Raw genomic sequence first — 21,035 nt, 5'->3', positions numbered from 1 at the left:
CTTCCAGATCCTGTTTCGTCCCTGCGGCAGATAACCGAATTAAAGATGGTTTATGCCGGGTAAAGGCTGGTTTTATTAGTGTGTCAGCCTGTTTCTGTTCACATCTGCTGTCTAGCTTAATGCTCCTCCATCGTTACGCAAATTGCTGCACAAATCGTTCCCTATTCGCGACCGGATCACCTGACCGTCACTTTGTCGGCGTCAACCTTGATGCAGCGCAAGGGGGGCTCGGATAGGGATTGGGTCGGTGGCGCCGGTTTTTTATACTAATGACGTCGACAAGCATGGAGGGCAGTGCGATGAGATTCCAACAGATCAAAGAGTTGCTGCACTATCTTGAGCAGGTTCATCACCAGCTCGGACTCTGTTACGGACGTTTGACCAGTCAGGTGGACAGCGAACGCAGCCGGATGTTGCTGGTCTATCTGCAAGGGCGTGAGGATGCGGCCAGTGCCCATCTGCATGAATATGCTGCTCAGCTGGGAGAGGCGGTCAGGGAGACCTGGTTGAACCAGAGTTTCAGCGAGGATATGCTGCCTGCCATTACCCGCTTCGAGCTGCCGGCATCAGTCCAGACCCAGGATATCGTCACTCAGGTATGCCGTTGGGAAGAGCAGCTGGTGGGCGAACTGAGTCATCTGGCCCGGGAGTGCCCGACACCGGCCACCACCGCTTTGCTCGAGAATCTGGCCGGGCTGGAGCAGACCCGCCTGACCCGACTGGTGCACGGAGTGCATCGACTCGACGACATGTAGCGGGTGATAAGCGCCAAACTCGCAAGATGACGGCCAAACAAAAGGGCCCGGCAGCAGTGCCGGGCCCTTTCAATTGGTATCTGCTGACTTGCAGTGAGCGTCGGTCAGCCCTGCTGCTCGGCCGCGTAGAGGGCGGCCCCGATAATGCCCGCCTGATTGAGGCTGGCCGCCGGAATGAGCGGCGCCCGGGTCTCGATGCGATCTACAAACTTATCCAGCTTGGCTGCGCTGCCGCCCCCCAGAATGAAGAGGTCGGGGGAGAAGAGAAACTCGAGGCGCGCCAGATACTTGTTGAAGCGCTTGCCCCAGCGGTTCCAGGATAGATCCTCCCGTTTGCGCGCCGCATCGGAGCAGTAGTGCTCGGCGACCATTCCTTCCAGCATCAGATGGCCCAGCTCGGTGTTGGGCAGCAGATGGCCATTGACGAAGATGGCGGTGCCGATACCGGTGCCGACCGTGATGAGGATGATGACCCCCTTGCGATCCTTGCCGGCGCCAAAGCGCATTTCGGCCAGACCGGCGGCGTCAGCATCATTCAGCACATAGCAGGGCTTGCCGGTGACATCGGCAAACAGATGCTCGGCATCGGTTTCGATCCAGCTTTTGTCGATATTGGCGGCACTCTTGGCAACCCCGTTGTGGATGGTGGCGGGAAAACCGCAGCCCACCGGTCCTTTCCAGTCGAAGTGTTCGACCAGCGCCTTGAGGGTATGGGCGATGGCGGCCGGGGTGGCCGGTTGCGGTGTGGCAATGCGATGGCGCTCGCCAATCAATTCGCCGGTTTTGGTATCGACCAGACAGCCCTTGATCCCTGAGCCTCCAATATCCACTCCCAACATATGCATCTGTGTTGTCCTTGTTGTGTGCCGAGCAGTTTGCAGTGACCACGCTGTTATGGGCACTGCAGGTCGGCAGAGCATGAAAAAAGTGCTGCAATTCGGCAAGGGGCAGATCACTTATGCGTGATCCGACAGACCTTTTTCGATGCAGCGGATCAGCAAACGGGTCTTCTTGTTCTCTTCATCCTGACGACTGGCAAGGGTGGCCAGCGCCCATTCGATATGTTCGGCCACCATGGGCTCGGCGGTGGTCAGCCCCAGTTGCAGGGCCGCGATCACCTCGGGGGTTGCCGGGCCATTGCCAAGGGCTACTGCCAGATTGCGGCGCCAGCGTTGATAGCCGATGCGGCGGATCGGGCTCCCTTCGGTTTGCTTGAGAAAGTCGCTCTCGCTCCAGCACCACAGCGCCAGCAGGGGTGGGCGGTGCAGGCTGGGGCGGGGGCTAAAATCGGGTTCCGGGCTGGCATCTGCGTAGCGATTCCAGGGGCAGATAAGCTGGCAGTCGTCGCAGCCGTAGATGCGGTTGCCCATCAGGGGTCGGAACTCTTCCGGAATAGGGCCATCATTCTCGATGGTGAGATAGGAGATGCAGCGGCGGCCATCCACCACATAGGGGGCGACAATGGCGCCGGTCGGGCAGATGTTGATGCAGGCGACACACTTGCCGCACTGCTCCTTCTCCACTGGCTGGTCGAGCGGCAGCGGCAGGTTGAGCAACAGCTCACCGAGAAAGAAGAAGGAGCCAGCCGATTCGTTGAGCAGCAGTGAGTGTTTGCCAACCCAGCCGAGGCCCACCTTGGCCGCCAGTGGCCGCTCGAGGATGGGGGCGGAGTCAACGAAGGGGCGCCACTCACCCAAGGTCTCTTCAGTGCCTTGAAACAGCTCGGCGCAGCGCGCTTCGATGCGATCACCCAGCTGTTTGAGCCGGTTGCGCAGCACCTTGTGGTAGTCACGGCCGAGAGCATAGCGGCTGATATAGCCGAGGGTCGGATCGCGCAGGGTGGCGGCAAAACCCGCCTCGAACGGCAGGTAGTTCATCCGCACCGACAACACCCGCACCGTGCCCGGCAGCAGCTCGTGGGGGCGCGCGCGCATCATGCCGTGGCGCGCCATGTAATCCATGCTGCCGTGATAGCCCGCATCCAGCCAGGCCTGCAATCTCGGCTCTTCGATACGCAGGTCGGTGTCGGTGATGCCCGCCTGGTCAAAACCTAGCTCCCGTGCCCAGAGCTTGATATCTTGGGCCAGCTGGTGGAAGTCAGGAGCGCTCATGTGGCTTGGCCTGGCCGGCGTTTGCTGGCGTGGGTCGATTGATAAGAGGCGGGAGCCGTCATGGTAGAGATCATCAGGGGCGCGTTGGGCACAAAAGAGGGGGGCAGTTTACCACAGGAGCTGTGGCAGACTGAACAGATCCGCGCACTGGAGCGCAACTGGGCCGCGCGTGAGGGGCAACCTCTTTATGCCCTGATGGAGCGAGCCGGTGCTGCGCTGCGCACCTATGCCACCCTGCATTGGCCCGACAGTCGCTGCTGGTGGATTTTCGTCGGCCCCGGCAATAACGGCGGTGATGGCTATGTGCTGGCCCGCCTTGCCCGCCAGATTGGCATCGAGGTGGTGGTGATTGCAGCCAGAGCACCCGACCAGCTGAAGGGGGATGCCAGACGGGCCGCCGATGAGTGGCTGGCGGCCGGTGGCCGGGTCTGGCTGGCCGAGCAGTTTGATGGGGACCAGCACTCCGCCCCGGATCTGGTGGTCGATGCCCTGCTTGGCACCGGCGTCAACACGCCCGTCTCGCCACTACTGACAAAGATCGTCGCAACAATCAATGGCTTGGCTGTGCCCGTGCTGGCGGTGGATCTCCCCTCCGGCCTCAACGGCGATACCGGCCGTGCCATGGGGGCCGTGGTGCAGGCCACTCGCACCCTCACCTTTATCGGTATCAAGCAGGGGATGCTCACCGGCGACGGGGTGGATTGCGTCGGCCAGCTAGACTGCGATCCCCTTGGCGTGACGCCTGATGACACTATGCTGCCCGCTGCCTGGCGTATCGATTATCCGCTGCTCTGCACGCAACTGACCCCGCGCCAGCGCGCTTCCCACAAGGGCTCTTATGGCAAGGTGCTGCTGGTGGGGGGCAATCGCGGCATGCAGGGGGCCATCGTGCTGGCGGCCCGCGCCTGCCTGCGGGCGGGGGCCGGGCTGGTGCGGGTGTGTCAGCATTCGGATCATCCGCCGGTCAGCCTCTATCAACCCGAACTGATGAGTCTCACTACCGCAGATGACGAGGGGTGGGCGTCGGTGCGGGTCATTGGCCCCGGGCTCGGTCAGGATGAGTGGGGAAGCGCGCAAATCGCCCGTTATCTCACCGAACGGCTGCCACTGGTTTTGGACGCCGATGGATTGAATTGGCTGGCGCAATCTCCCCGCCATCAGGATAATTGGGTGCTCACGCCCCATCCCGGCGAAGCGGCGCGCCTGCTGGGATGCACCATTGCCGAGATTGAAACCGACCGGTTTGCCGCCGTGCAGGCGCTGCAGCGGCGTTATGGCGGTGTGGTGTTGTTAAAAGGGGCGGGAACACTTATTTATGACGGCGAGCGGGTCGCTCTCTGTTGTGAAGGCAATCCCGGCATGGCAAGTGGCGGCATGGGCGATCTGTTATCTGGTATAATCGCCGCCCTTTTGGCCCAGGGCTGGTCTGCCACCATGGCAAGCTGGCTGGGCGCCGTGATCCACGGCGAGGCTGCAGATCAGGCCGCCGCCCACGGCGAGCGGGGCATGCTGGCGTCAGATCTGCTGCCGCTGATCCGCAAACTGGTTAATCCCGACACCATTACAAGTTAAAAAGAAGAACATGGCAAAACAGTTGATGATGACACTGCCGGACGAGGCAGCAACCGTGGCACTGGGTGGCCGTCTGGCACAGGCCTGCCAGCAGGCGACCACAGTGTTTTTGCATGGCACGCTTGGCGCCGGTAAAACCACCCTGACCCGCGGCTGGGTACAGGGCCTTGGCCATCAGGGCAAGGTAAAAAGCCCGACTTACACCCTGGTCGAGCCCTACGAGCTCGATGGCTGGCAGGTCTACCATTTCGATCTCTATCGCCTGGCTGATCCGGAAGAGCTGGAATTCATGGGCATTCGGGACTATTTTGCCGCCAACACTCTCTGTCTGGTGGAGTGGTCCGAGAAGGGCGAGGGCTGGTTACCGGCTCCCGACCTGGAAATTACCCTCACTTATGTAGGCGAGCAGCGCGAGGTTCTGATAGAGGCCCGCACTGCTATTGGCGAAGCCATTCTGGAACGGTTGTCATCTACGTGCGCTTGATCCTTGTTATTGCTCTCTCTTTGATGGCGTTACCCTCCTGGGCGAATCAGCTCAAGAGTGTACGAATCTGGCCATCACCGGATAACACCCGGGTGGTGCTCGATATGAGCAGCGCTCCCAATTACAACTACTTCACCCTCACCGGCCCGGATCGGCTGGTGATCGACCTGAAAGGGGCAAGCAACGCCGCCAATCTGGCCCGGGTCGAGAACAACAGCGAACTGGTGCGCAAGATCCGCCAGAGTACACCGCTGGAGAAGGGCGGTTTGCGACTGGTGATGGATCTCAGCTCCGCCATCAAGCCGGTGGTCTTTCCGCTGGCGCCAGCCGGGCCCTATGGTCACCGTCTGGTCATCGACCTTCCTTATGAAGAGAAGCGCTCGGCGGCAGCAGTGCAATCCACGCCTGTCGGTGGCAAGGGAAAGGGGGTGGTGATTGCCATCGACCCGGGCCACGGTGGGGAAGACCCGGGCTCCATCGGCCCGCGCCGTACCTACGAGAAGCGGGTCACGCTGGCGGTCTCCCAGAAGCTGGCGGCACTGATCGACCGCGAGCCGGGGATGCGCGCCGTTATGACCCGTCGTGGCGACTACTTCGTCGATCTCAACAAGCGCTCCGAGATTGCCCGCAAGGCCAAGGCGGATCTGCTGGTCTCTATCCATGCAGACAGTTTTCATAACTCCACCCCGCGTGGTGCCTCGGTCTGGGTCCTCTCGACCAACCGTGCCAACCGAGAGATGGGCAGCTGGCTGGAGAAGCAGGAGAAGCAGGGCGAGCTGCTGGGTGGTGTCGGCAAGGTGTTGGCGGAATCCGATCCCAACCCCTATCTGGCACAGACCTTCCTCGACCTCTCAATGGACAAGTCCCGTGCCGAAGGGTATGACGTCAGCCGCCAGATCCTGCGCTCCATGGGCAAGGTTGCCCGACTGCACAAGAAGGCGCCGGAGCACGCCAGTCTGGCTGTGCTGAAGGCGCCGGATATTCCCTCGGTGCTGGTTGAAACCGGCTTTATCTCCAACCATGCGGAAGAGAAGCTGCTGGCCACCGCCAGCTATCAGGACCAGCTCGCCCGCGCCATCTTCGAGGGGATCCGCAACTACTACCGCGCCCACCCGACCAAGGGGGCCATGCTGACCGGCAAGGTGCAGGTGAGCCAACCTGCCGCTACTCGCCCTGCACCGGTAGCCCGGCAGCCGGTGAGCCAGCCCAGGCAGACACAGTCGCAGCCGGTAGTGACCAACAAGATGCCCGCCACCGTCCGTGACGGCGGTGCTGGGAGCGGCTCTGGTGCCGGGGTCATCAAGCCTTACTCGGCGGCAGCGCAAGAGAGCGGTGCTCCGGTCAGCAGTGTGGGGGACTATGACAAATCGCGTATGCTCCGCCATGTGGTCAAACGGGGTGAGAGCCTCTCCCGCCTTGCCGAGAAGCATGGAGTGAGTCAGTCCACTCTGGTGGAGATCAACCAGCTGCGCAGCCGGGATATTCAGATTGGTCAAACAATCTATATTCCCCAGCAAGGGCAGAGCCGCGCTGCCGCCCCCGTTCGCAGTGACGACAAGTCGCAGATGATCCGCCATGTGGTCAAGCGGGGGGAGAGTCTCTCCCGCCTTGCAGAGAAACATGGGGTGAGTCAGGCTCGGCTGGTAGAGATCAACAAGCTCAAGTCGCGGAATATTCAGGTAGGGCAGGTGCTCTACATTCCGCAAAACTGACGCGCGGGAGCGGGTGATGCCGCTCCCGCTGTTAGCGAATACCATCAGCAAGATTGAAATTCAGGAGTAAATGATGCCGATCCGTATTTTGCCACCCATTCTGGCCAACCAGATTGCAGCCGGAGAGGTGGTGGAGCGGCCCTCTTCTGTGGTGAAAGAGCTGGTGGAAAACAGCCTGGATGCGGGGGCCGACCGGGTCGAGATCGACATCGATAAGGGGGGCGCCAAGCTGATCCGCATCCGTGACAACGGCTGTGGCGTCGCCAAAGATGAGCTGGTGCTGGCGCTGTCGCGTCATGCGACCTCCAAGGTGGCCACGCTGGATGATCTGGAAGGGATCAACAGCCTCGGTTTTCGTGGCGAGGCGCTCGCCTCCATCAGCTCGGTCTCCCGTCTCACCTTCACCTCCCGTACCGCCGAGCAGTCCGAAGCCTGGCAAGCCCAGGCGGAAGGGCGCGAGATGAGCGTCACCATCAAGCCGGCGGCCCATCCGGTGGGCACCACGGTGGAGGTGGTGGATCTCTTCTTCAATACCCCCGCGCGGCGCAAGTTCATGCGCAGCGAAAAGACCGAGTTTGCCCACATCGACGAGCTGGTGCGCCGCATCGCGCTCTCCCGCTTCGATGCCACCCTGATCCTGCGCCACAATGGCAAGGTGGTGCGCCAGTACAAGGCCGCCAATACCGTGCCGGAGCAGGAGCGTCGCCTCGCCGCCGTTTGCGGCACCCCCTTCATGCACCATGCGCTGGCGGTGGAGAGCGAGCACAGCGATGTGCGGCTGTGGGGCTGGTTGGCGACTCCGGAGGGGGCAAGACCGCAAAACGATCTGCAATACACCTACGTAAACGGCAGGATGATGCGCGACAAGCTCATCAACCACGCTATTCGTCAGGCCTATGACGAGTTGCTGCCTCCCGACCGCTTTGCCGCCTATGTGCTCTATATCGAGCTGGATCCCCGTCAGGTGGATGTCAACGTCCACCCGGCCAAGCATGAGGTGCGCTTCCATCAGGCGCGACTGATCCACGACTTTATCTTTCAGGCGCTGTTTACCGCTCTGCGCCGCGAAGGAGTCAGCGCCGCTCATCAGGACGCGCCGCTGGCCGAAACCTTGGTCGAGTTGCCGGTCAGTCCGCAGATCGAATATCCCGGTCAGGCGCCACGCCCGGAGTGGTACGGTGCCGAGCACAGCTACCGGGCACCTGCACAGGTGCGGGAAGGGAACGGTGGTGGTGCAGGCCGGGTCAGCAACTATCAACCACCCGAGCTCCCAAGCCGGGAGGCGATGCGCGGCATGGGCGCTCTGCTCACTACGCTGCCTATCGCAACTGAGGCTGCTCCTGCGCAGCCCACTGATCCAGTGCCGTCACCCAGACAAGGGGGATGTCGCGCCCTGACACTGGTGGAGCAGGCCTACCTGTTGATCGAGCGGGATAATCAGCTGGCGCTGCTCTCACTGGTACGCGCCGAGCGGGTGCTGCTGCGCCACTGGTTGCTGGAGACCTGGGGTCAGGGGCTGGCGGCCCAGCCGCTGTTGCTGCCGGTCTCCTTCAAGCTGCCGAAGAATTTGATCGCGCTGGTGACCGAGCAGGAACGTTTGCTGAAACGGATGGGGCTGGAGTTGAAAAGCGGGGGGCGTGACACCATGATCCTGACTCGGGTGCCGGCTCTGCTGCGCCAGACCGATCTGGTGCGTCTGTTACCCGAATTGCTGCAAATTATCGAGGGCGGATCTGACAGTGATGCTGCTCAGCAGGCTGAAGTATTATGCCAATGGCTGGTGGAGCAGGGGATAAGCCGCGAGAAGATATACGATTTTTCAACTGCCAGTCGTCTGCTGACGGAACTTGTGGCCGCTCACGCTGACCAACTGACAGATATTCGCATGGTGCGTCCCCTTTCGTTGGCGACCGTGCTGGAGGAGTTTGAACATGGCGAGTGACTTGCCGACCGCAATTTTTCTGATGGGGCCGACGGCCTCCGGCAAGACGGATCTCGCCATTGAACTGTGCCAGGCATTGCCTTGCGACATCATCAGCGTCGATTCTGCACTGATCTATCGCGGCATGGATATAGGTACGGCCAAGCCGACTGCCGATGAGCTGGCGCGGGCCCCGCACCGGCTGATCGATATTCTTGATCCCGCTGTGAGCTATTCGGCAGCCGATTTTTGCAAGGATGCCCTGCGGGAGATGAAAGAGATCGCCGACCGTGGCCGCATTCCGTTGCTGGTGGGCGGCACCATGCTCTATTTCAAGGCGCTGCTGGAGGGATTGTCCCCATTGCCCTCTGCCGATCCCGCCATTCGTGCCGGGATTGAGGAAGAGGCTGCCCGCCTCGGTTGGCAGGCGCTGCACGATGAGCTTGTGCGCATCGACCCGGTGGCCGGGGCGCGGATCCACCCCAATGACCCGCAGCGACTCTCCCGGGCACTGGAGGTCTACCGCATCAGCGGCAAGACCCTTACCGAGCTGACGCAGGTGCAGGGGGAGGGCTTGCCCTATCGGGTGCAGCAGTTTGCCATCGCCCCGAGCGATCGCGCCGTGCTGCATCAGCGTATCGAACAGCGCTTTGACAAGATGCTGCAAGGTGGCTTTGAACAGGAGGTTCGTGCGCTGATGGCGCGCGGCGATCTGACCCCGGATCTCCCCTCCATTCGCTGTGTGGGTTATCGCCAAATGTGGGACTACCTGTGCGGTGAAGTGGGGTATGATGAGATGCGTTATCGTGGCATTGTTGCCACACGCCAATTGGCAAAACGACAGATGACCTGGTTGCGCGGCTGGCCCGACGTGACCTGGTTGGAATCTGGTGAGTCTGGCAATCTCGACCGCGTGCTTGCTCGCGCTGGTGCGGCTTGACACTCCCTGTATAATCAGGTTGTTATATTGATATTCGGTGTTTAAAAACAACAAACTATAAGGAAAAGAAAAATGGCTAAGGGGCAATCTCTCCAAGACCCGTTTTTGAATGCGCTGCGCCGTGAGCGGATTCCTGTTTCTATCTATTTGGTGAACGGCATCAAACTGCAAGGTCAGATCGAGTCTTTTGACCAGTTTGTTATCCTGCTGAAAAACACCGTGAGCCAGATGGTTTACAAGCACGCCATCTCGACTGTCGTACCGGCCCGTGCCGTTAATCATCACCAGCCCACTCCGGGTGGCGTGGCTGATGAACAGGGTGATGCCGAGGCGTGATATCCCTGGGCGAGTCGACTCGCCAACTCAGATTCATCATGATTCCTGTTAAGGAGCAAGCGCTTGTTTGACCGTTATGAAGCTGGCGAACAGGCCGTTCTGGTGCATGTCAACTTCAGTGATGAGGGTGAGCGGGAGGATCTGGAAGAGCTCAAAATGTTGGTGAGCTCGGCCGGAGTCAATGCGCTGGGGGTAATTACCACCAGTCGCAGTGCGCCCAGTGCCAAATTTTTTGTCGGCAGTGGCAAGGCTGAAGAGATCGCGTCCCAAGTCCAGATGCTGGATGCCGACGTCGTCATCTTCAACCATGCCCTGACCCCCGCCCAGGAGCGCAACCTGGAGCGTCTGTTCCAGTGCCGGGTGGTGGACCGAACCGGCCTGATCCTCGATATCTTTGCCCAGCGCGCCCGTACCCACGAAGGTAAACTGCAGGTCGAACTGGCCCAGTTGCGCCATCTTTCCACTCGTCTGGTGCGAGGCTGGACCCACCTTGAGCGTCAAAAGGGCGGGATCGGTCTGCGTGGCCCGGGTGAAACCCAGCTTGAAACTGACCGACGTCTGCTGCGGGAACGCATCAAGGCGATTTTGCGTCGGCTCGACAAGGTGGCCAAGCAGCGGGAGCAGGGACGCCGCGCCCGCAACCGCAACGAAGTGCCGACGGTGTCACTGGTTGGTTATACCAACGCCGGAAAGTCCACTTTGTTCAACCAACTTACAGCTGCCAGCGTGTATGCTGCCGACCAATTGTTCGCAACTCTGGATCCCACCCTGCGTAAACTGGTGATCCGGGATGTGGGTGATGTGATTTTGGCGGATACAGTTGGATTTATTCGACACTTGCCCCATGATCTGGTCGCGGCCTTCAAGGCGACCCTGCAGGAGACCCGTGAAGCGGATCTGCTGCTCCATGTGGTGGACTGTGCCGATGAGCAGATGCAGGAGAATATCGACTCCGTGCAGCAGGTATTGGCCGAGATTGAAGCCGATGACAGGCCCCAGCTGATGATCTGCAACAAGATCGACAAGCTGGCGGATCGTCCGGCAGGTCTGGAGCGAGATGACGAGGGGCGCCCGTTGCGCGTCTGGTTGTCGGCCCAGACCGGTGAAGGTTGTGAGCATCTGTTTACGGCGCTGACCGAATTGCTGGCTGGCTCCATGGTGCATCACACCCTGCAGTTGCCTCCTTCTGCCGCGAGATTGCGCAGTGCGCTCTATCAGCTGAAAGGGATTGAGCAGGAAGGTTTTAGCGAGGAGGGGGATTTCGTGCTGGAAGTCCGCTTGCAAGTGGCCGACTGGAACCGCCTCGTGAAACAGGAAGGTGAGAGTTTACAACGCTTTATCAGGCATTGATTCGTTGATGAAGATGAACCCTTAGGGGCTTCTCAACGTATGATGGCCCGATAGAGATGATATCCATCCGCATGTATTAATGGAGACGCTGATGGCTTGGAATGAGCCTGGTAACAACGGCAAAGACCGTGACCCTTGGGGGAATAACGGCAAGAATCAGGGACCCCCTGATCTGGATGAAATGCTGCGCAAAGTGAGTCGCCGTTTCGGTGGCTTGTTTGGTGGCGGCAAATCTGGCGGCGATGTAGGTCGCTTTGGTATCTCCATCGCGCTGGTTGTGGCTGTGGTGGTGTGGGTCGTCAGCGGCTTCTACACCATTCGCGAAGCGGAGCGTGGTGCCGTGCTGCGGTTTGGCAAGTTTTCCCATATTGTCGAGCCGGGCCTGCGCTGGAAGCCGACCTTTATCGATCAGGTGATCCCGGTGGACGTCGAGTCCGTGCGCTCCCTGCCTGCCTCCGGTTTCATGCTGACTCAGGATGAGAACGTGGTACGGGTCGAGATGGACGTGCAGTACCGTGTGGTCAATCCCGAGCAGTATCTGTTCAGCGTGACCAATGCCGACGAGAGTCTGGGTCAGGCCACCGATAGCGCCCTGCGCTACGTGGTGGGTCATACCCGGATGGATGACGTCCTGACTACCGGTCGTGAGAAGGTGCGTCAGGAGACCTGGCAGGTGATCGATGGCATCATCGAGCCTTACCAGATGGGTCTGCAGATCGTCGACGTCAACTTCTTGCCGGCGCGTCCGCCGGAAGAGGTGAAAGACGCCTTTGATGACGCCATCTCCGCTCAGGAAGATGAACAGCGCTTCATTCGTGAAGCAGAAGCCTATGCTCGTGAAGTGGAGCCCAAGGCCCGTGGCCAGGTGAAGCGTCTGGAGCAGGAAGCGGAAGCTTACAAGTCCCAGATCGTGTTGAAAGCCCAGGGTGAAGTTGCTCGCTTCAACGAGCTGCTGCCCCAGTATCTGGCTGCCCCCGAGCTGACCCGTGAGCGTATCTATCTGGAAACCATGGAAGAGCTCTATCAGCAGGCCAACAAGGTGGTGGTCGACATGCCGGCTGGCAACAACAGCATGATCTACCTGCCGCTCGACAAGCTGTCTGGCAAGCCGAAGGCTGCCCAGTCTGATCGTGCCACTGTCGCCCCGGTCACAGAGCAGGTCCCCGTTTCCAACGAGGGTGCCAACTCTACGCCGACAATGCCGCTGCGTAGCGGTGACCGCTTCAGCTCAGGGAGAAACTGATAGATGAAAAAGCTAGCTATTGGTGCAATCGCTGTCGCGGCCATGGTCTGCTTCTCCTCTGTCTTTATCGTTGATGAAGGTCAGAAGGGGATTGTGGTGCAGTTTGGCAAGGTGAAGCGGGTTGACTCCGGTGAACCCCGCCTCTATGAGCCGGGCCTGCACTTCAAGGTGCCGCTCATCGACCAGGTTCGCAAGATGGATGCCCGCATCCAGACCATTGACAGCCAGGCCGACCGTTTTGTCACCTCCGAGAAGAAAGACCTGATCATCGACTCCTACGTGAAGTGGAAGATCGAGGACTTCTCCAAGTACTACCTGGCAACCGGTGGTGGCAACAAGCTGCAGGCTGAAGATCTGCTCAAGCGCAAGATCAATAACGGTCTGCGTTCCGAGATCGGTAACCGCACCATCAAGGACATCGTCTCCGGTGAGCGCAGTACCGTGATGGAAGATGCCCTGAAGAAGATGGCGCGCTCCTCCGAGCTCGGTATCAAGGTGGTGGATGTGCGGATCAAGCAGATCAACCTGCCGGTGGAAGTCTCCAACTCCATCTACCAGCGGATGCGTGCCGAACGTACCGCAGTCGCCCGTGAGCACCGCTCTCAGGGTCGCGAGAAGGCTGAAATCCTGCGTGCCGATATCGACCGCAAGGTGACCGTCATGATCGCCGACGCCGAGAGTAACGCTCGCCAGCTGCGTGGTGAAGGGGATGCGGAAGCCGCCAAGATCTATGCCGACAGCTACAAGAAAGACCCCGAGTTTTTCAGCTTCGTGCGTAGCATGGAGGCCTATCGCAAGAGCTTTGCCGGTGGCAACGACCTGATGGTGCTCAAGCCGGACAGCGAGTTCTTCCGTTACCTCAAGTCTCCTCACGGCACCAAGCAGTAATCGCCACGAGGTCACATTCAAAGGGTCTGCATTGTCAGACCCTTTTGTTTTTGGTGCCAATGCCAGCCGTTGACCCGAGGGGCTGGTTGCATTGAAGGAGGTCGGATGCTGACATCCATGCTGATGGGGTTGGGATTGCTGTTGTTGTTCGAGGGGCTCGGCCCGTTGTTGATGCCCAGGGCATGGCAGCAGATGTTGCGGCTGCTGAGCGATCAGCCACCGGAGCAGTTGCGCCGTATCGGCGGCTCGTTAGTGGTGGCGGGCAGCGTGATCCTCTGGATGCTGAGTCGCTGAGTCTGGCGCAATGCACTGTCCAGCAGATAGCAGACAATAAAAAAGAGGCCGAAGGCCTCTTTTTTCATGCATGTCGTTTACTCAGGCACTGCGCTGCACGGCCATGTGGGCCAGTGTTTCCAGCGCCTGTTTGTGCGGGGTGTCAGGCAGGATAGCGAGGGCGGCAATGGCCTTGTCGGCCTCTTCCCTGGCACGCATGCGGGAGTACTCCAGCGCGCCAGTGCGGTCGAGAATGCCAAGGATCTGCTCAAGATGCTCCATGCCGTTGCGGTGCTCGATGGCATCGCGCACCAGCTGGCGCTCTTCCGGCGTGCCCACTTCTATGGCGCGCAGCAGCGGCAGGGTCGGTTTGCCTTCGGCCAGATCGTCGCCGACGTTCTTGCCCATCTCTTCGCTCTGGGAGCAGTAGTCCATCACGTCATCGATGATCTGGAACGCGGTGCCCAGATACTTGCCGTAATCGGTCATGGCCTGCTCGACGGGCTCGGGCTGATGGGTCAGCACGGCGGCAAGGCGAGTGGCGGCCTCGAACAGCTTGGCGGTCTTGCAGTAGATGACCGTCATGTAGCTTTCTTCGGTGGTATCCGGATCGTTGCAGTTCATCAGCTGCAACACTTCCCCTTCGGCGATGGTGTTGGTGGCATCCGAGAGGATCTCCATCACCCGCAGGTTGGAGAGTTCGGCCATCATCTGGAAGGAGCGGCTATAGAGGTAGTCACCGACCAGCACGCTGGCTGCATTGCCAAACATGGCGTTGGCGGTCTCCCGGCCGCGGCGCAGGTCGGATTCGTCGACCACGTCGTCATGCAGCAGGGTAGAGGTGTGAATGAATTCGATGATGGCGGCCAGTTTCAGGTGATCCTCACCCTCATAGCCCAGCGCACGCGCAGCCATCACGGTCAGCATGGGGCGCATCCGTTTCCCGCCGGCGCTGACAATGTAGAAACCCAGCTGATTAATCAGACTAACGTCGGACTGGAGTCGGGCCAGGATCAGTTCATTGACCGCCGTCATGTCGGCGGCACAGAGCGCACGGATAGTCTGTTGGTCCATAAGTCTCGTAACGTGACAGCAGCAATAACTGCGATTTTAGTAATGGCAGGGATTCTACACGATTTCACAATGGGTTACAGTTAGGCGTTTATCCACGGCGGCAGATATGCGCACAAAATAAACTTTTTGCTAAATTGGCCTTGCCTGAGCAGATCGATTTGCGTAGAATGCCCGCCCATTGTTATAGGTTTTTGCGCATGTCTAGCCTTGAGCAAAAGACATGCCTTTACGGAGTTAATCAAATGTACGCGGTATTCCAAAGCGGCGGAAAACAACACCGTGTGGCCGAAGGTCAAATCGTTCGTCTGGAAAAGCTGAACGTTGAGACTGGCGCTACCATCGACTTCAACGAAGTTCTGATGGTTGCTGCAGGCGACACTTTTAAAGTAGGTGCTCCTTTCGTTGAAGGTGGCAAGGTTGTAGCTGAAGTTGTGGCTCACGGCCGTGGCGAGAAAGTGACTATCGTCAAGTTCCGTCGTCGTAAGCACCATCGTAAGCAAGCGGGCCACCGTCAGTGGTTCACTGAAGTCAAAATCACTGGCATCAGCGCTTAATTAGAGGAGTCCGATAAATGGCACACAAAAAAGCTGGCGGTTCATCCCGCAACGGTCGCGATTCTGAAGCTAAACGCCTGGGCGTGAAGCGTTTCGGCGGCGAAACAGTTCTGGCTGGCAGCATCATCGTTCGTCAGCGCGGCACCAAGTTCCACGCTGGCACCAACGTTGGTCTGGGCAAGGATCACACCCTGTTCGCAACCGCGACTGGTAAAATCCTGTTCGAAGTTAAAGGTCCGCTGAATCGTAAGTACGTTAGCATCGTTGCTGAGTAATTACGGACCGCAAGGATCCGAAGCCCCGCCAACAGGCGGGGCTTTTGTTTTTCTGACGTCTTTCTGATGTCGTTGACGAAAAAACGGAACGCAGCTGACTTTGGCTCTGACGGGCATGATTGGCAAGATGCGTATCGCCCGCAGGGGTCTGTACCACTATAATTGCGTATCGGTTTTTCGAATTAAGGTGACGGTTACCTATGAAGTTTGTTGATGAAGTCCAGATTCGAGTCGATGCCGGTGACGGTGGTAACGGTTGTGTAAGCTTTCGCCGTGAAAAATATATTCCCAACGGTGGTCCGGACGGCGGTGACGGCGGTGACGGTGGCGACGTATATCTGATCGCCGACGAAAACCTCAATACCCTGATCGACTACCGTTTCGAGCGTTTCCATGCTGCCGAGCGCGGTGAGAATGGTCAGAGCGCCAACTGTACCGGTCGCCGCGGCAAGGACAAGATCCTGCGTGTGCCGGTCGGTACCCGTGCGACCGATGAAGATACCGGTGAACTGCTGGGGGATCTGACCCACCACGAGCAGAAGCTGCTGGTTGCCAAAGGTGGTTTCCATGGTCTGGGCAACACCCGCTTCAAGAGCTCCGTCAACCGTGCTCCCCGCCAGAAAAGTAACGGTACTCCGGGTGAAGTGCGCACCCTGAAGCTGGAACTGCTGCTGCTGGCCGATGTCGGCATGCTGGGTCTGCCCAACGCAGGCAAGTCTACCTTTATTCGCGCCGTTTCTGCAGCTCGCCCGAAAGTAGCTGATTACCCCTTCACTACCCTGGTACCGAACCTAGGTGTGGTGCGTGGTGAGAACTCCCGCTCCTTCGTGATCGCCGATATCCCGGGTCTGATCGAAGGCGCTGCCGAAGGTGCAGGTCTGGGTATCCGCTTCCTGAAACACCTCGAGCGTTGCCGCGTACTGATCCACCTGGTGGATATCTGCCCGGTTGATGGCTCCGACCCTGCTGAAAATGCCGTGACCATCGTCAAGGAGCTGGAGAAGTACAGCCCGGAACTGGCTGGCAAGCCGCGCTGGTTGGTGTTTAACAAGATGGACCTGATCCTGGAAGAAGAAGCCCAGGAGGTGATGGATCGCGTCAAGGCGGCCCTGAACCACGAAGGTCCGGTCTATGCCATCACTGCCATCAGCAAGGAAGGCACCAAGAAGGTCTGCTACGACATTCTGGATCTGCTGGATACCATGCCCCGTCAGCTGGCGGAAGATGCCAAAGACGCCATCGAGAAGGTGGAGTTCAAGTGGGACGACTACCACAAGAACCAGTTGGCCAAGGCTGAAGCGGAAGCACTGGCTGCCTCTCTTGCATTCGATGAAGGGCTTGATGATGACGATTGGGATGACGACGAAGATGATGGCGTTGAAGTCATCTACGTCCGTGACTGATCCCCGTCACTCTCATTGAAAACCGGAGCCTGAACAGGCTCCGGTTTTTTTATGTCTATCGAGCAGCAACTCATTAGGTATATTTGTGATGTCACTTATTGCCTGCCACTGATAACCGATTATACTGCCCACCAAAATTAACAATAACGAAACAATCATCTGGCGATGTCGATTGAATCGATATGCGCCGCTGTATCTTATTGTTTTAATGGAAGGTTTGCCTGTGGGAATATTTATGTGCAAATTTCTGCCTTAAGGGCTTGTTTGTGCATTTTTTTAGAGTATTCTTGCGCCCGTTTTGCCGGTTAATGCATGAATACGCAGGTTGACCGGGCTAGGGAAAAGTAACATTAGGGCAGTCATATCATGTTGGAAAAGAGTCTCGAAGCACCTGCGGTCAATACTCGCCGTAACTTGTTGATGTTTCTGGTTCCGTCACTTATCGGGATCCTGTTGTTCATGACGCCGGTCATCTATGACGCTAACGTCACCATCCCGGTGGCCGTGCTGGCCAAGCTGGTGCAGCGCGTTTTTGCCGATTATCTGGTCGCCATGGTCAGTGCGGTGATCACCACCACCATGCTGATGACGCTGATTGCCTGGTTGTTCAAGCCGGCGATTCTGGTGCGTCGTCCTTTCCTCAACAGTTTGTTCAATGTCTCCCCTTTCTGGGCCTGCGTGCGGGTATTGGGCGGTATCTTCGTGCTGCTGACCTTCTTCCAGGTGGGGCCAGAGGTGCTTTACTCCGGCGCAACCGGTGGACTGGTGCTCAACGATCTGCTGCCGGTGCTGTTTTCAGTCTTCATTTTTGCCGGCCTGCTGCTGCCGTTGCTGCTCGATTTCGGGTTGCTGGAATTTGTCGGCACCATGATGACCCGCATCATGCGTCCTGTCTTCCGGTTGCCGGGTCGCTCCGCAGTGGACTGCTTTGCCTCCTGGCTTGGCGATGGCAGCGTCGGCATCCTGCTGACCAGCAAGCAGTACGAAGGGAAGTTCTACACCCAGCGTGAAGCTGCGGTGATTGGCACCACCTTCTCTGCGGTCTCCATCACCTTCTGTCTGGTGGTGATCTCCCAGGTGAAGCTGGAGCACATGTTCGTTCCCTTTTATCTGACCGTCTGTCTGGCGGGGGTGGTCGCCGCCATCGTGGTGCCGCGTCTGCCACCGCTCTGCTGGAAAAAGGACATCTATGCCGATGGCACCCCCCTGTGCCGCAAGCAGGAAGCAGTGCCACACCAGCACAGCGTGATGAGCTATGGATTCGAGCGGGCGCTGACCAAGGCTGACAGCATGACTGATCTCGGCGCCGTCGCGCGGGAAGGGGTGAAGAATGCACTGGATATGGTGTTTGGCGTGCTGCCGGTGGTGATGGCGATCGGTACCTGTGCCCTGATGCTGGCCGAACATACCCCTATCTTCAACTGGCTTGGCGCCCCGTTCGTCCCCTTGCTGGAGCTGCTGCAACTGCCGGAGGCGGAAGCGGCTTCCAAGACCATCATGGTCGGTTTTGCCGACATGTTTATTCCGGCGGTGCTGGCCTCGACCATCGAGAGCGACATGACCCGCTTCGTGATTGCCGCCATGTCGGTAACCCAGCTGATCTATATGTCCGAAGTGGGCGCCCTGCTGCTGGGCAGCAAGATCCCGGTCAAGCTGTGGGAGCTGTTCGTTATCTTCCTGCTGCGCACTCTGGTCACCTTGCCGGTTATCGCCGGGGTGGCACATCTGCTGTTCTAAGGGCGCAGCGCAGTGAAAAACGGTCAACCTCGGTTGACCGTTTTCTTTTTCGCAGTGACGGAAGAGAGTACCCCTTCGGTTGGCTCAGCCTGTAGTGACGGGACACTGGATGGTTAACGAGTGGACCGTGTTGGCGATGCGATAGGGCTTGGCTGCCATGTAGACCTTCTTCTCGTCGTCATAGCTTCCCCCAAGATACTGGGTGCTGTAGAGCGTCTGCTGGCGACGATCGGTCTCCTTGTAACCTTGCGGGCAGGTCTGGTTGGCCTGCTGGAAGCAGGCTTTCATGCTGCTGCACTCGATGTAGAAGCCGCGCTGGCTGGGATCGGCAAGGTGCACTGGGGTGACGGTAGGGGCGGGGGGAGACAACAGGGCGCAGCCGGAGAGCGTCAGCGCGCCCATCAGAACGAGATGTTTTGACATAGATAACCTGAACAGTGTGGTGTGACAAAAAGTGAGGGGGAGTCTATTGCTCCCCCTTCGCTATAGGGGCACCGTTATAACCAGCCGGGGGTGCTCAGGCCAGCCCGCAAATGTAAGAAAATATGATCCACCCACGGGCTTGTGCGGCCAGCAGGATGAGCGTTCAAACAATACTTGCCTGAGATTTGTTCCGTTCGATTGCTGCCGCTTGGCAGGCAGAGTGTGGCAGGAGATAGTGATTCATTCAGGTATCCCGTGCTACATTGCCCCACTTGTTACTGGCCTGTAAATCAATGGAGTGACCCATGTCTGCCATCCCCTATTCCGTGCTCGATCTGGTGCCTGTTGCCGAAGGTTCCGTGCCTGCCGAGTCGTTTCGCCGTTCACGGGATCTTGCCCGCCATGCCGAGGGTTGGGGTTACCAGCGCTACTGGCTGGCCGAACATCACAACATGCCGGGCATTGCCAGTGCCGCCACCTCGGTGCTGATCGGCTATCTGGCCGAAGCCACCACCACTCTGCGGATTGGCGCGGGTGGCATCATGCTGCCGAACCACTCGCCGCTGGTGATTGCCGAACAGTTTGGCACCTTGGCTTCGCTCTATCCCGAGCGCATCGACCTTGGCCTTGGCCGCGCCCCCGGTACCGATCAGCGCACCATGCGGGCGCTGCGGCGAATGCGCAGTGGCGAGGTGGATGATTTTCCGGCCGATGTGCGCGAGCTGATGAGCTACTTTGGCGACGAGATCGGCGCCGTGCAGGCGGTTCCCGGCCAGGGGCTGCATCTACCCATCTGGCTGCTGGGCTCCAGCCTCTACAGCGCGCAACTTGCAGCTGCGATGGGCTTGCCATTCGGTTTTGCTTCCCATTTCGCGCCCGCCCTGTTGCTGCAGGCGCTGGAGATCTATCGTAGCCAGTATCGCCCCTCTGCTCGCTGGCCCAAGCCCCATGCGGTGGTCTGCATCAACATGATCGCCGCCGACAGCGAGCGGGAGGCACGCTTCCAGTTCACTACCGTGCAGCAGCAGTTCTTGCGCCTTCATCGCGGTGATGCGGGCAAGCTGCCCGCGCCGGTCGTCCAGCTTGGCGACGAGTGGGCGCCCCGTGAGCTGATGGCGATGGAGCAGACCCTTGCCCGCTCTCTGGTGGGAGACCCGGAGCAGGTTCGTCACGGCCTCAAGGCGCTGCTGGCGGAAACCCGTGCCGATGAGCTGATGTTCAATGGCCCCATCGTCGATCATCAGGCCCGACTGCGCTCCTTTGAAATTGCCGCCGAGCTGATGCAGAGCCTGTGATTACACATCCGGGCACATCTGCATGTGTGCCAGAGCTTGACCTTATATTTCTTTATGTTTATTCAACTAATTGATTTAAAAGAGTTGTCAGGTTGATGTCGGCCATCTGTCGTGTCACCTTTCGCGGCGTAAGCCCTATGCTGGCCCTGTCAATTACCACAAGGAGTTCGAGATGATCGTCAGGAAGTTGAGATTGCAACGGGGTTGGTCCCAGGATCAGTTGGCAACGTTGACTGGTTTGAGTGTCCGCACTATCCAGCGGATCGAGCAGGGGCAGCAACCCGGACTGGAATCTCTCAAGGCCCTGGCTGCCGTCTTTGAACTCGATGTGGCTCAACTGGATGGATCAGAGCAACAGGAGCGCGAGATGAGAGGAAGTGACACTATGGGGCCGGATGCGGTGCAGGTATCGGCAGAGGAGCGGGCGGCAATGCGTTATGTGGAGGAGCTCAAGGGCTTCTATCACCATGTCGCCAGCTACGTGGTGGTGATCTGCGGGCTGTTTGTCATCAACTACCTGAGCAATCCGGAGTACATCTGGGCCTGGTGGCCAACCCTGGGTTGGGGGCTGGGACTTGCCTCCCATGCTGTTCGGGTGTTTCAGCCCTTCAAGCTGTTTGGCCCCGAGTGGGAGCGGCGCCAGATCGAGAAGCGGCTGGGGCGCAAGTTGTAACTTCATTCGTCGGAAA

General features: G+C 59.0%; 21 protein-coding genes. 17 read left to right on the top strand and 4 right to left on the bottom strand.

Annotated features, from left to right (window positions below):
• The first annotated feature begins 299 nt into the window (after positions 1–299).
• A complete protein-coding gene (locus tag ACTG2U_RS09075) occupies positions 300–755 on the top strand; it encodes a hypothetical protein (protein WP_043822996.1) in 456 nt (151 codons plus the stop codon).
• 104 nt (positions 756–859) lie between these two features.
• On the opposite strand, the gene ppgK is transcribed toward ACTG2U_RS09075, so the two are convergent.
• Positions 860–1,600: a polyphosphate--glucose phosphotransferase gene (gene ppgK / locus ACTG2U_RS09070; RefSeq protein WP_005339062.1), complete on the bottom strand. Its 741-nt coding sequence runs from the start codon at positions 1,598–1,600 to the stop codon at positions 860–862.
• A gap of 111 nt (positions 1,601–1,711) precedes the next feature.
• The gene (gene queG, locus ACTG2U_RS09065; protein WP_439974381.1) at positions 1,712–2,866 is read right to left on the bottom strand and encodes a tRNA epoxyqueuosine(34) reductase QueG; all 1,155 of its coding nucleotides are present in this window, start codon (positions 2,864–2,866) and stop codon (positions 1,712–1,714) included.
• Positions 2,867–2,926: 60 nt separating this feature from the next.
• Between queG and ACTG2U_RS09060 the strand changes: the two genes are divergently transcribed.
• From ACTG2U_RS09060 to ACTG2U_RS09015, 10 genes are all read left to right on the top strand, one after another.
• On the top strand, positions 2,927–4,438 hold the full coding sequence (locus ACTG2U_RS09060) for an NAD(P)H-hydrate dehydratase (RefSeq protein ID WP_439974380.1): 1,512 nt from the start codon (positions 2,927–2,929) through the stop codon (positions 4,436–4,438).
• 10 nt (positions 4,439–4,448) lie between these two features.
• Positions 4,449–4,922 (top strand): tRNA (adenosine(37)-N6)-threonylcarbamoyltransferase complex ATPase subunit type 1 TsaE, encoded by a 474-nt coding sequence (gene tsaE / locus ACTG2U_RS09055; protein ID WP_005339056.1) that lies wholly within the window; start codon positions 4,449–4,451, stop codon positions 4,920–4,922.
• Positions 4,923–4,945: 23 nt separating this feature from the next.
• The gene (locus tag ACTG2U_RS09050) at positions 4,946–6,634 is read left to right on the top strand and encodes an N-acetylmuramoyl-L-alanine amidase (protein ID WP_439974379.1); all 1,689 of its coding nucleotides are present in this window, start codon (positions 4,946–4,948) and stop codon (positions 6,632–6,634) included.
• A gap of 73 nt (positions 6,635–6,707) precedes the next feature.
• Positions 6,708–8,576, top strand: coding sequence for a DNA mismatch repair endonuclease MutL (gene mutL, locus ACTG2U_RS09045; protein WP_439974378.1), 1,869 nt, complete (start codon positions 6,708–6,710; stop codon positions 8,574–8,576).
• Positions 8,566–9,495, top strand: a complete 930-nt coding sequence (gene miaA / locus ACTG2U_RS09040; RefSeq protein ID WP_267513051.1) for a tRNA (adenosine(37)-N6)-dimethylallyltransferase MiaA — start codon at positions 8,566–8,568, stop codon at positions 9,493–9,495. The genes mutL and miaA overlap by 11 nt, the downstream gene beginning before the upstream one ends.
• A gap of 72 nt (positions 9,496–9,567) precedes the next feature.
• The gene (gene hfq / locus ACTG2U_RS09035) at positions 9,568–9,831 is read left to right on the top strand and encodes an RNA chaperone Hfq (protein WP_335812869.1); all 264 of its coding nucleotides are present in this window, start codon (positions 9,568–9,570) and stop codon (positions 9,829–9,831) included.
• A 63-nt stretch (positions 9,832–9,894) separates the two neighbouring features.
• Positions 9,895–11,181, top strand: a complete 1,287-nt coding sequence (hflX, locus tag ACTG2U_RS09030; protein ID WP_005339043.1) for a ribosome rescue GTPase HflX — start codon at positions 9,895–9,897, stop codon at positions 11,179–11,181.
• Between the two features lie 91 nt (positions 11,182–11,272).
• Complete coding sequence (gene hflK, locus ACTG2U_RS09025) at positions 11,273–12,424, top strand: FtsH protease activity modulator HflK (protein ID WP_005339041.1); 1,152 nt, start codon at positions 11,273–11,275, stop codon at positions 12,422–12,424.
• Positions 12,425–12,427: 3 nt separating this feature from the next.
• The gene (hflC, locus tag ACTG2U_RS09020; protein WP_005339038.1) at positions 12,428–13,312 is read left to right on the top strand and encodes a protease modulator HflC; all 885 of its coding nucleotides are present in this window, start codon (positions 12,428–12,430) and stop codon (positions 13,310–13,312) included.
• A 105-nt stretch (positions 13,313–13,417) separates the two neighbouring features.
• Positions 13,418–13,606 carry a DUF2065 domain-containing protein gene (locus ACTG2U_RS09015; protein ID WP_005339036.1) on the top strand — a complete coding sequence of 63 codons (189 nt, stop codon included), beginning with the start codon at positions 13,418–13,420 and terminating at the stop codon, positions 13,604–13,606.
• A gap of 81 nt (positions 13,607–13,687) precedes the next feature.
• Here ACTG2U_RS09015 and ispB read toward each other — a convergent pair whose 3' ends face one another.
• Entirely contained in the window at positions 13,688–14,659 is a 972-nt protein-coding gene (ispB, locus tag ACTG2U_RS09010; RefSeq protein WP_439974377.1) for an octaprenyl diphosphate synthase, read from the bottom strand.
• Positions 14,660–14,901: 242 nt separating this feature from the next.
• Between ispB and rplU the strand changes: the two genes are divergently transcribed.
• The 4 genes from rplU to ACTG2U_RS08990 all read left to right on the top strand — a co-directional run bounded on the left by rplU (position 14,902) and on the right by ACTG2U_RS08990 (position 18,628).
• Complete coding sequence (gene rplU / locus ACTG2U_RS09005; RefSeq protein ID WP_005304210.1) at positions 14,902–15,213, top strand: 50S ribosomal protein L21; 312 nt, start codon at positions 14,902–14,904, stop codon at positions 15,211–15,213.
• Between the two features lie 17 nt (positions 15,214–15,230).
• Positions 15,231–15,488 (top strand): 50S ribosomal protein L27, encoded by a 258-nt coding sequence (rpmA, locus tag ACTG2U_RS09000; RefSeq protein ID WP_005339028.1) that lies wholly within the window; start codon positions 15,231–15,233, stop codon positions 15,486–15,488.
• Positions 15,489–15,688: 200 nt separating this feature from the next.
• Entirely contained in the window at positions 15,689–16,891 is a 1,203-nt protein-coding gene (cgtA, locus tag ACTG2U_RS08995; RefSeq protein ID WP_005339026.1) for an Obg family GTPase CgtA, read from the top strand.
• Positions 16,892–17,257: 366 nt separating this feature from the next.
• Positions 17,258–18,628, top strand: coding sequence for a YjiH family protein (locus ACTG2U_RS08990; RefSeq protein ID WP_335812867.1), 1,371 nt, complete (start codon positions 17,258–17,260; stop codon positions 18,626–18,628).
• An 84-nt stretch (positions 18,629–18,712) separates the two neighbouring features.
• Here the strand turns inward: ACTG2U_RS08990 and ACTG2U_RS08985 are convergent, their stop codons facing one another.
• Positions 18,713–19,051, bottom strand: coding sequence for a hypothetical protein (locus tag ACTG2U_RS08985; RefSeq protein ID WP_439974376.1), 339 nt, complete (start codon positions 19,049–19,051; stop codon positions 18,713–18,715).
• Between the two features lie 305 nt (positions 19,052–19,356).
• Between ACTG2U_RS08985 and ACTG2U_RS08980 the strand changes: the two genes are divergently transcribed.
• Together ACTG2U_RS08980 and ACTG2U_RS08975 are read left to right on the top strand one after the other, a co-directional pair.
• Positions 19,357–20,346 carry a luciferase-like monooxygenase gene (locus tag ACTG2U_RS08980; protein WP_439974375.1) on the top strand — a complete coding sequence of 330 codons (990 nt, stop codon included), beginning with the start codon at positions 19,357–19,359 and terminating at the stop codon, positions 20,344–20,346.
• 172 nt (positions 20,347–20,518) lie between these two features.
• Positions 20,519–21,019, top strand: coding sequence for a 2TM domain-containing protein (locus ACTG2U_RS08975; protein ID WP_005349317.1), 501 nt, complete (start codon positions 20,519–20,521; stop codon positions 21,017–21,019).
• Positions 21,020–21,035: the final 16 nt, after the last annotated feature.

Source organism: Aeromonas sp. 95A, assembly GCF_051919235.1.
GTDB lineage: Bacteria > Pseudomonadota > Gammaproteobacteria > Enterobacterales > Aeromonadaceae > Aeromonas > Aeromonas veronii.
Note: the sequence above shows the minus strand (reverse complement) of the source record. Positions and strands in the feature narration are given on the sequence as shown.

Coding starts and splice junctions, on each gene's coding strand:
- ACTG2U_RS08980 (WP_439974375.1), top strand. CDS start 19,357: ATGTCTGCCATCCCCTATTCCGTGCTCGATCTGGTGCCTGTTGCCGAA.
- ACTG2U_RS09015 (WP_005339036.1), top strand. CDS start 13,418: ATGCTGACATCCATGCTGATGGGGTTGGGATTGCTGTTGTTGTTCGAG.
- ispB (WP_439974377.1), bottom strand. CDS start 14,659: ATGGACCAACAGACTATCCGTGCGCTCTGTGCCGCCGACATGACGGCG.
- ACTG2U_RS08990 (WP_335812867.1), top strand. CDS start 17,258: ATGTTGGAAAAGAGTCTCGAAGCACCTGCGGTCAATACTCGCCGTAAC.
- ACTG2U_RS09075 (WP_043822996.1), top strand. CDS start 300: ATGAGATTCCAACAGATCAAAGAGTTGCTGCACTATCTTGAGCAGGTT.
- hflK (WP_005339041.1), top strand. CDS start 11,273: ATGGCTTGGAATGAGCCTGGTAACAACGGCAAAGACCGTGACCCTTGG.
- tsaE (WP_005339056.1), top strand. CDS start 4,449: ATGGCAAAACAGTTGATGATGACACTGCCGGACGAGGCAGCAACCGTG.
- ACTG2U_RS09050 (WP_439974379.1), top strand. CDS start 4,946: ATGGCGTTACCCTCCTGGGCGAATCAGCTCAAGAGTGTACGAATCTGG.
- rpmA (WP_005339028.1), top strand. CDS start 15,231: ATGGCACACAAAAAAGCTGGCGGTTCATCCCGCAACGGTCGCGATTCT.
- hflC (WP_005339038.1), top strand. CDS start 12,428: ATGAAAAAGCTAGCTATTGGTGCAATCGCTGTCGCGGCCATGGTCTGC.
- ppgK (WP_005339062.1), bottom strand. CDS start 1,600: ATGCATATGTTGGGAGTGGATATTGGAGGCTCAGGGATCAAGGGCTGT.
- ACTG2U_RS08985 (WP_439974376.1), bottom strand. CDS start 19,051: ATGTCAAAACATCTCGTTCTGATGGGCGCGCTGACGCTCTCCGGCTGC.
- queG (WP_439974381.1), bottom strand. CDS start 2,866: ATGAGCGCTCCTGACTTCCACCAGCTGGCCCAAGATATCAAGCTCTGG.
- mutL (WP_439974378.1), top strand. CDS start 6,708: ATGCCGATCCGTATTTTGCCACCCATTCTGGCCAACCAGATTGCAGCC.
- cgtA (WP_005339026.1), top strand. CDS start 15,689: ATGAAGTTTGTTGATGAAGTCCAGATTCGAGTCGATGCCGGTGACGGT.
- miaA (WP_267513051.1), top strand. CDS start 8,566: ATGGCGAGTGACTTGCCGACCGCAATTTTTCTGATGGGGCCGACGGCC.
- ACTG2U_RS09060 (WP_439974380.1), top strand. CDS start 2,927: ATGGTAGAGATCATCAGGGGCGCGTTGGGCACAAAAGAGGGGGGCAGT.
- ACTG2U_RS08975 (WP_005349317.1), top strand. CDS start 20,519: ATGATCGTCAGGAAGTTGAGATTGCAACGGGGTTGGTCCCAGGATCAG.
- hfq (WP_335812869.1), top strand. CDS start 9,568: ATGGCTAAGGGGCAATCTCTCCAAGACCCGTTTTTGAATGCGCTGCGC.
- rplU (WP_005304210.1), top strand. CDS start 14,902: ATGTACGCGGTATTCCAAAGCGGCGGAAAACAACACCGTGTGGCCGAA.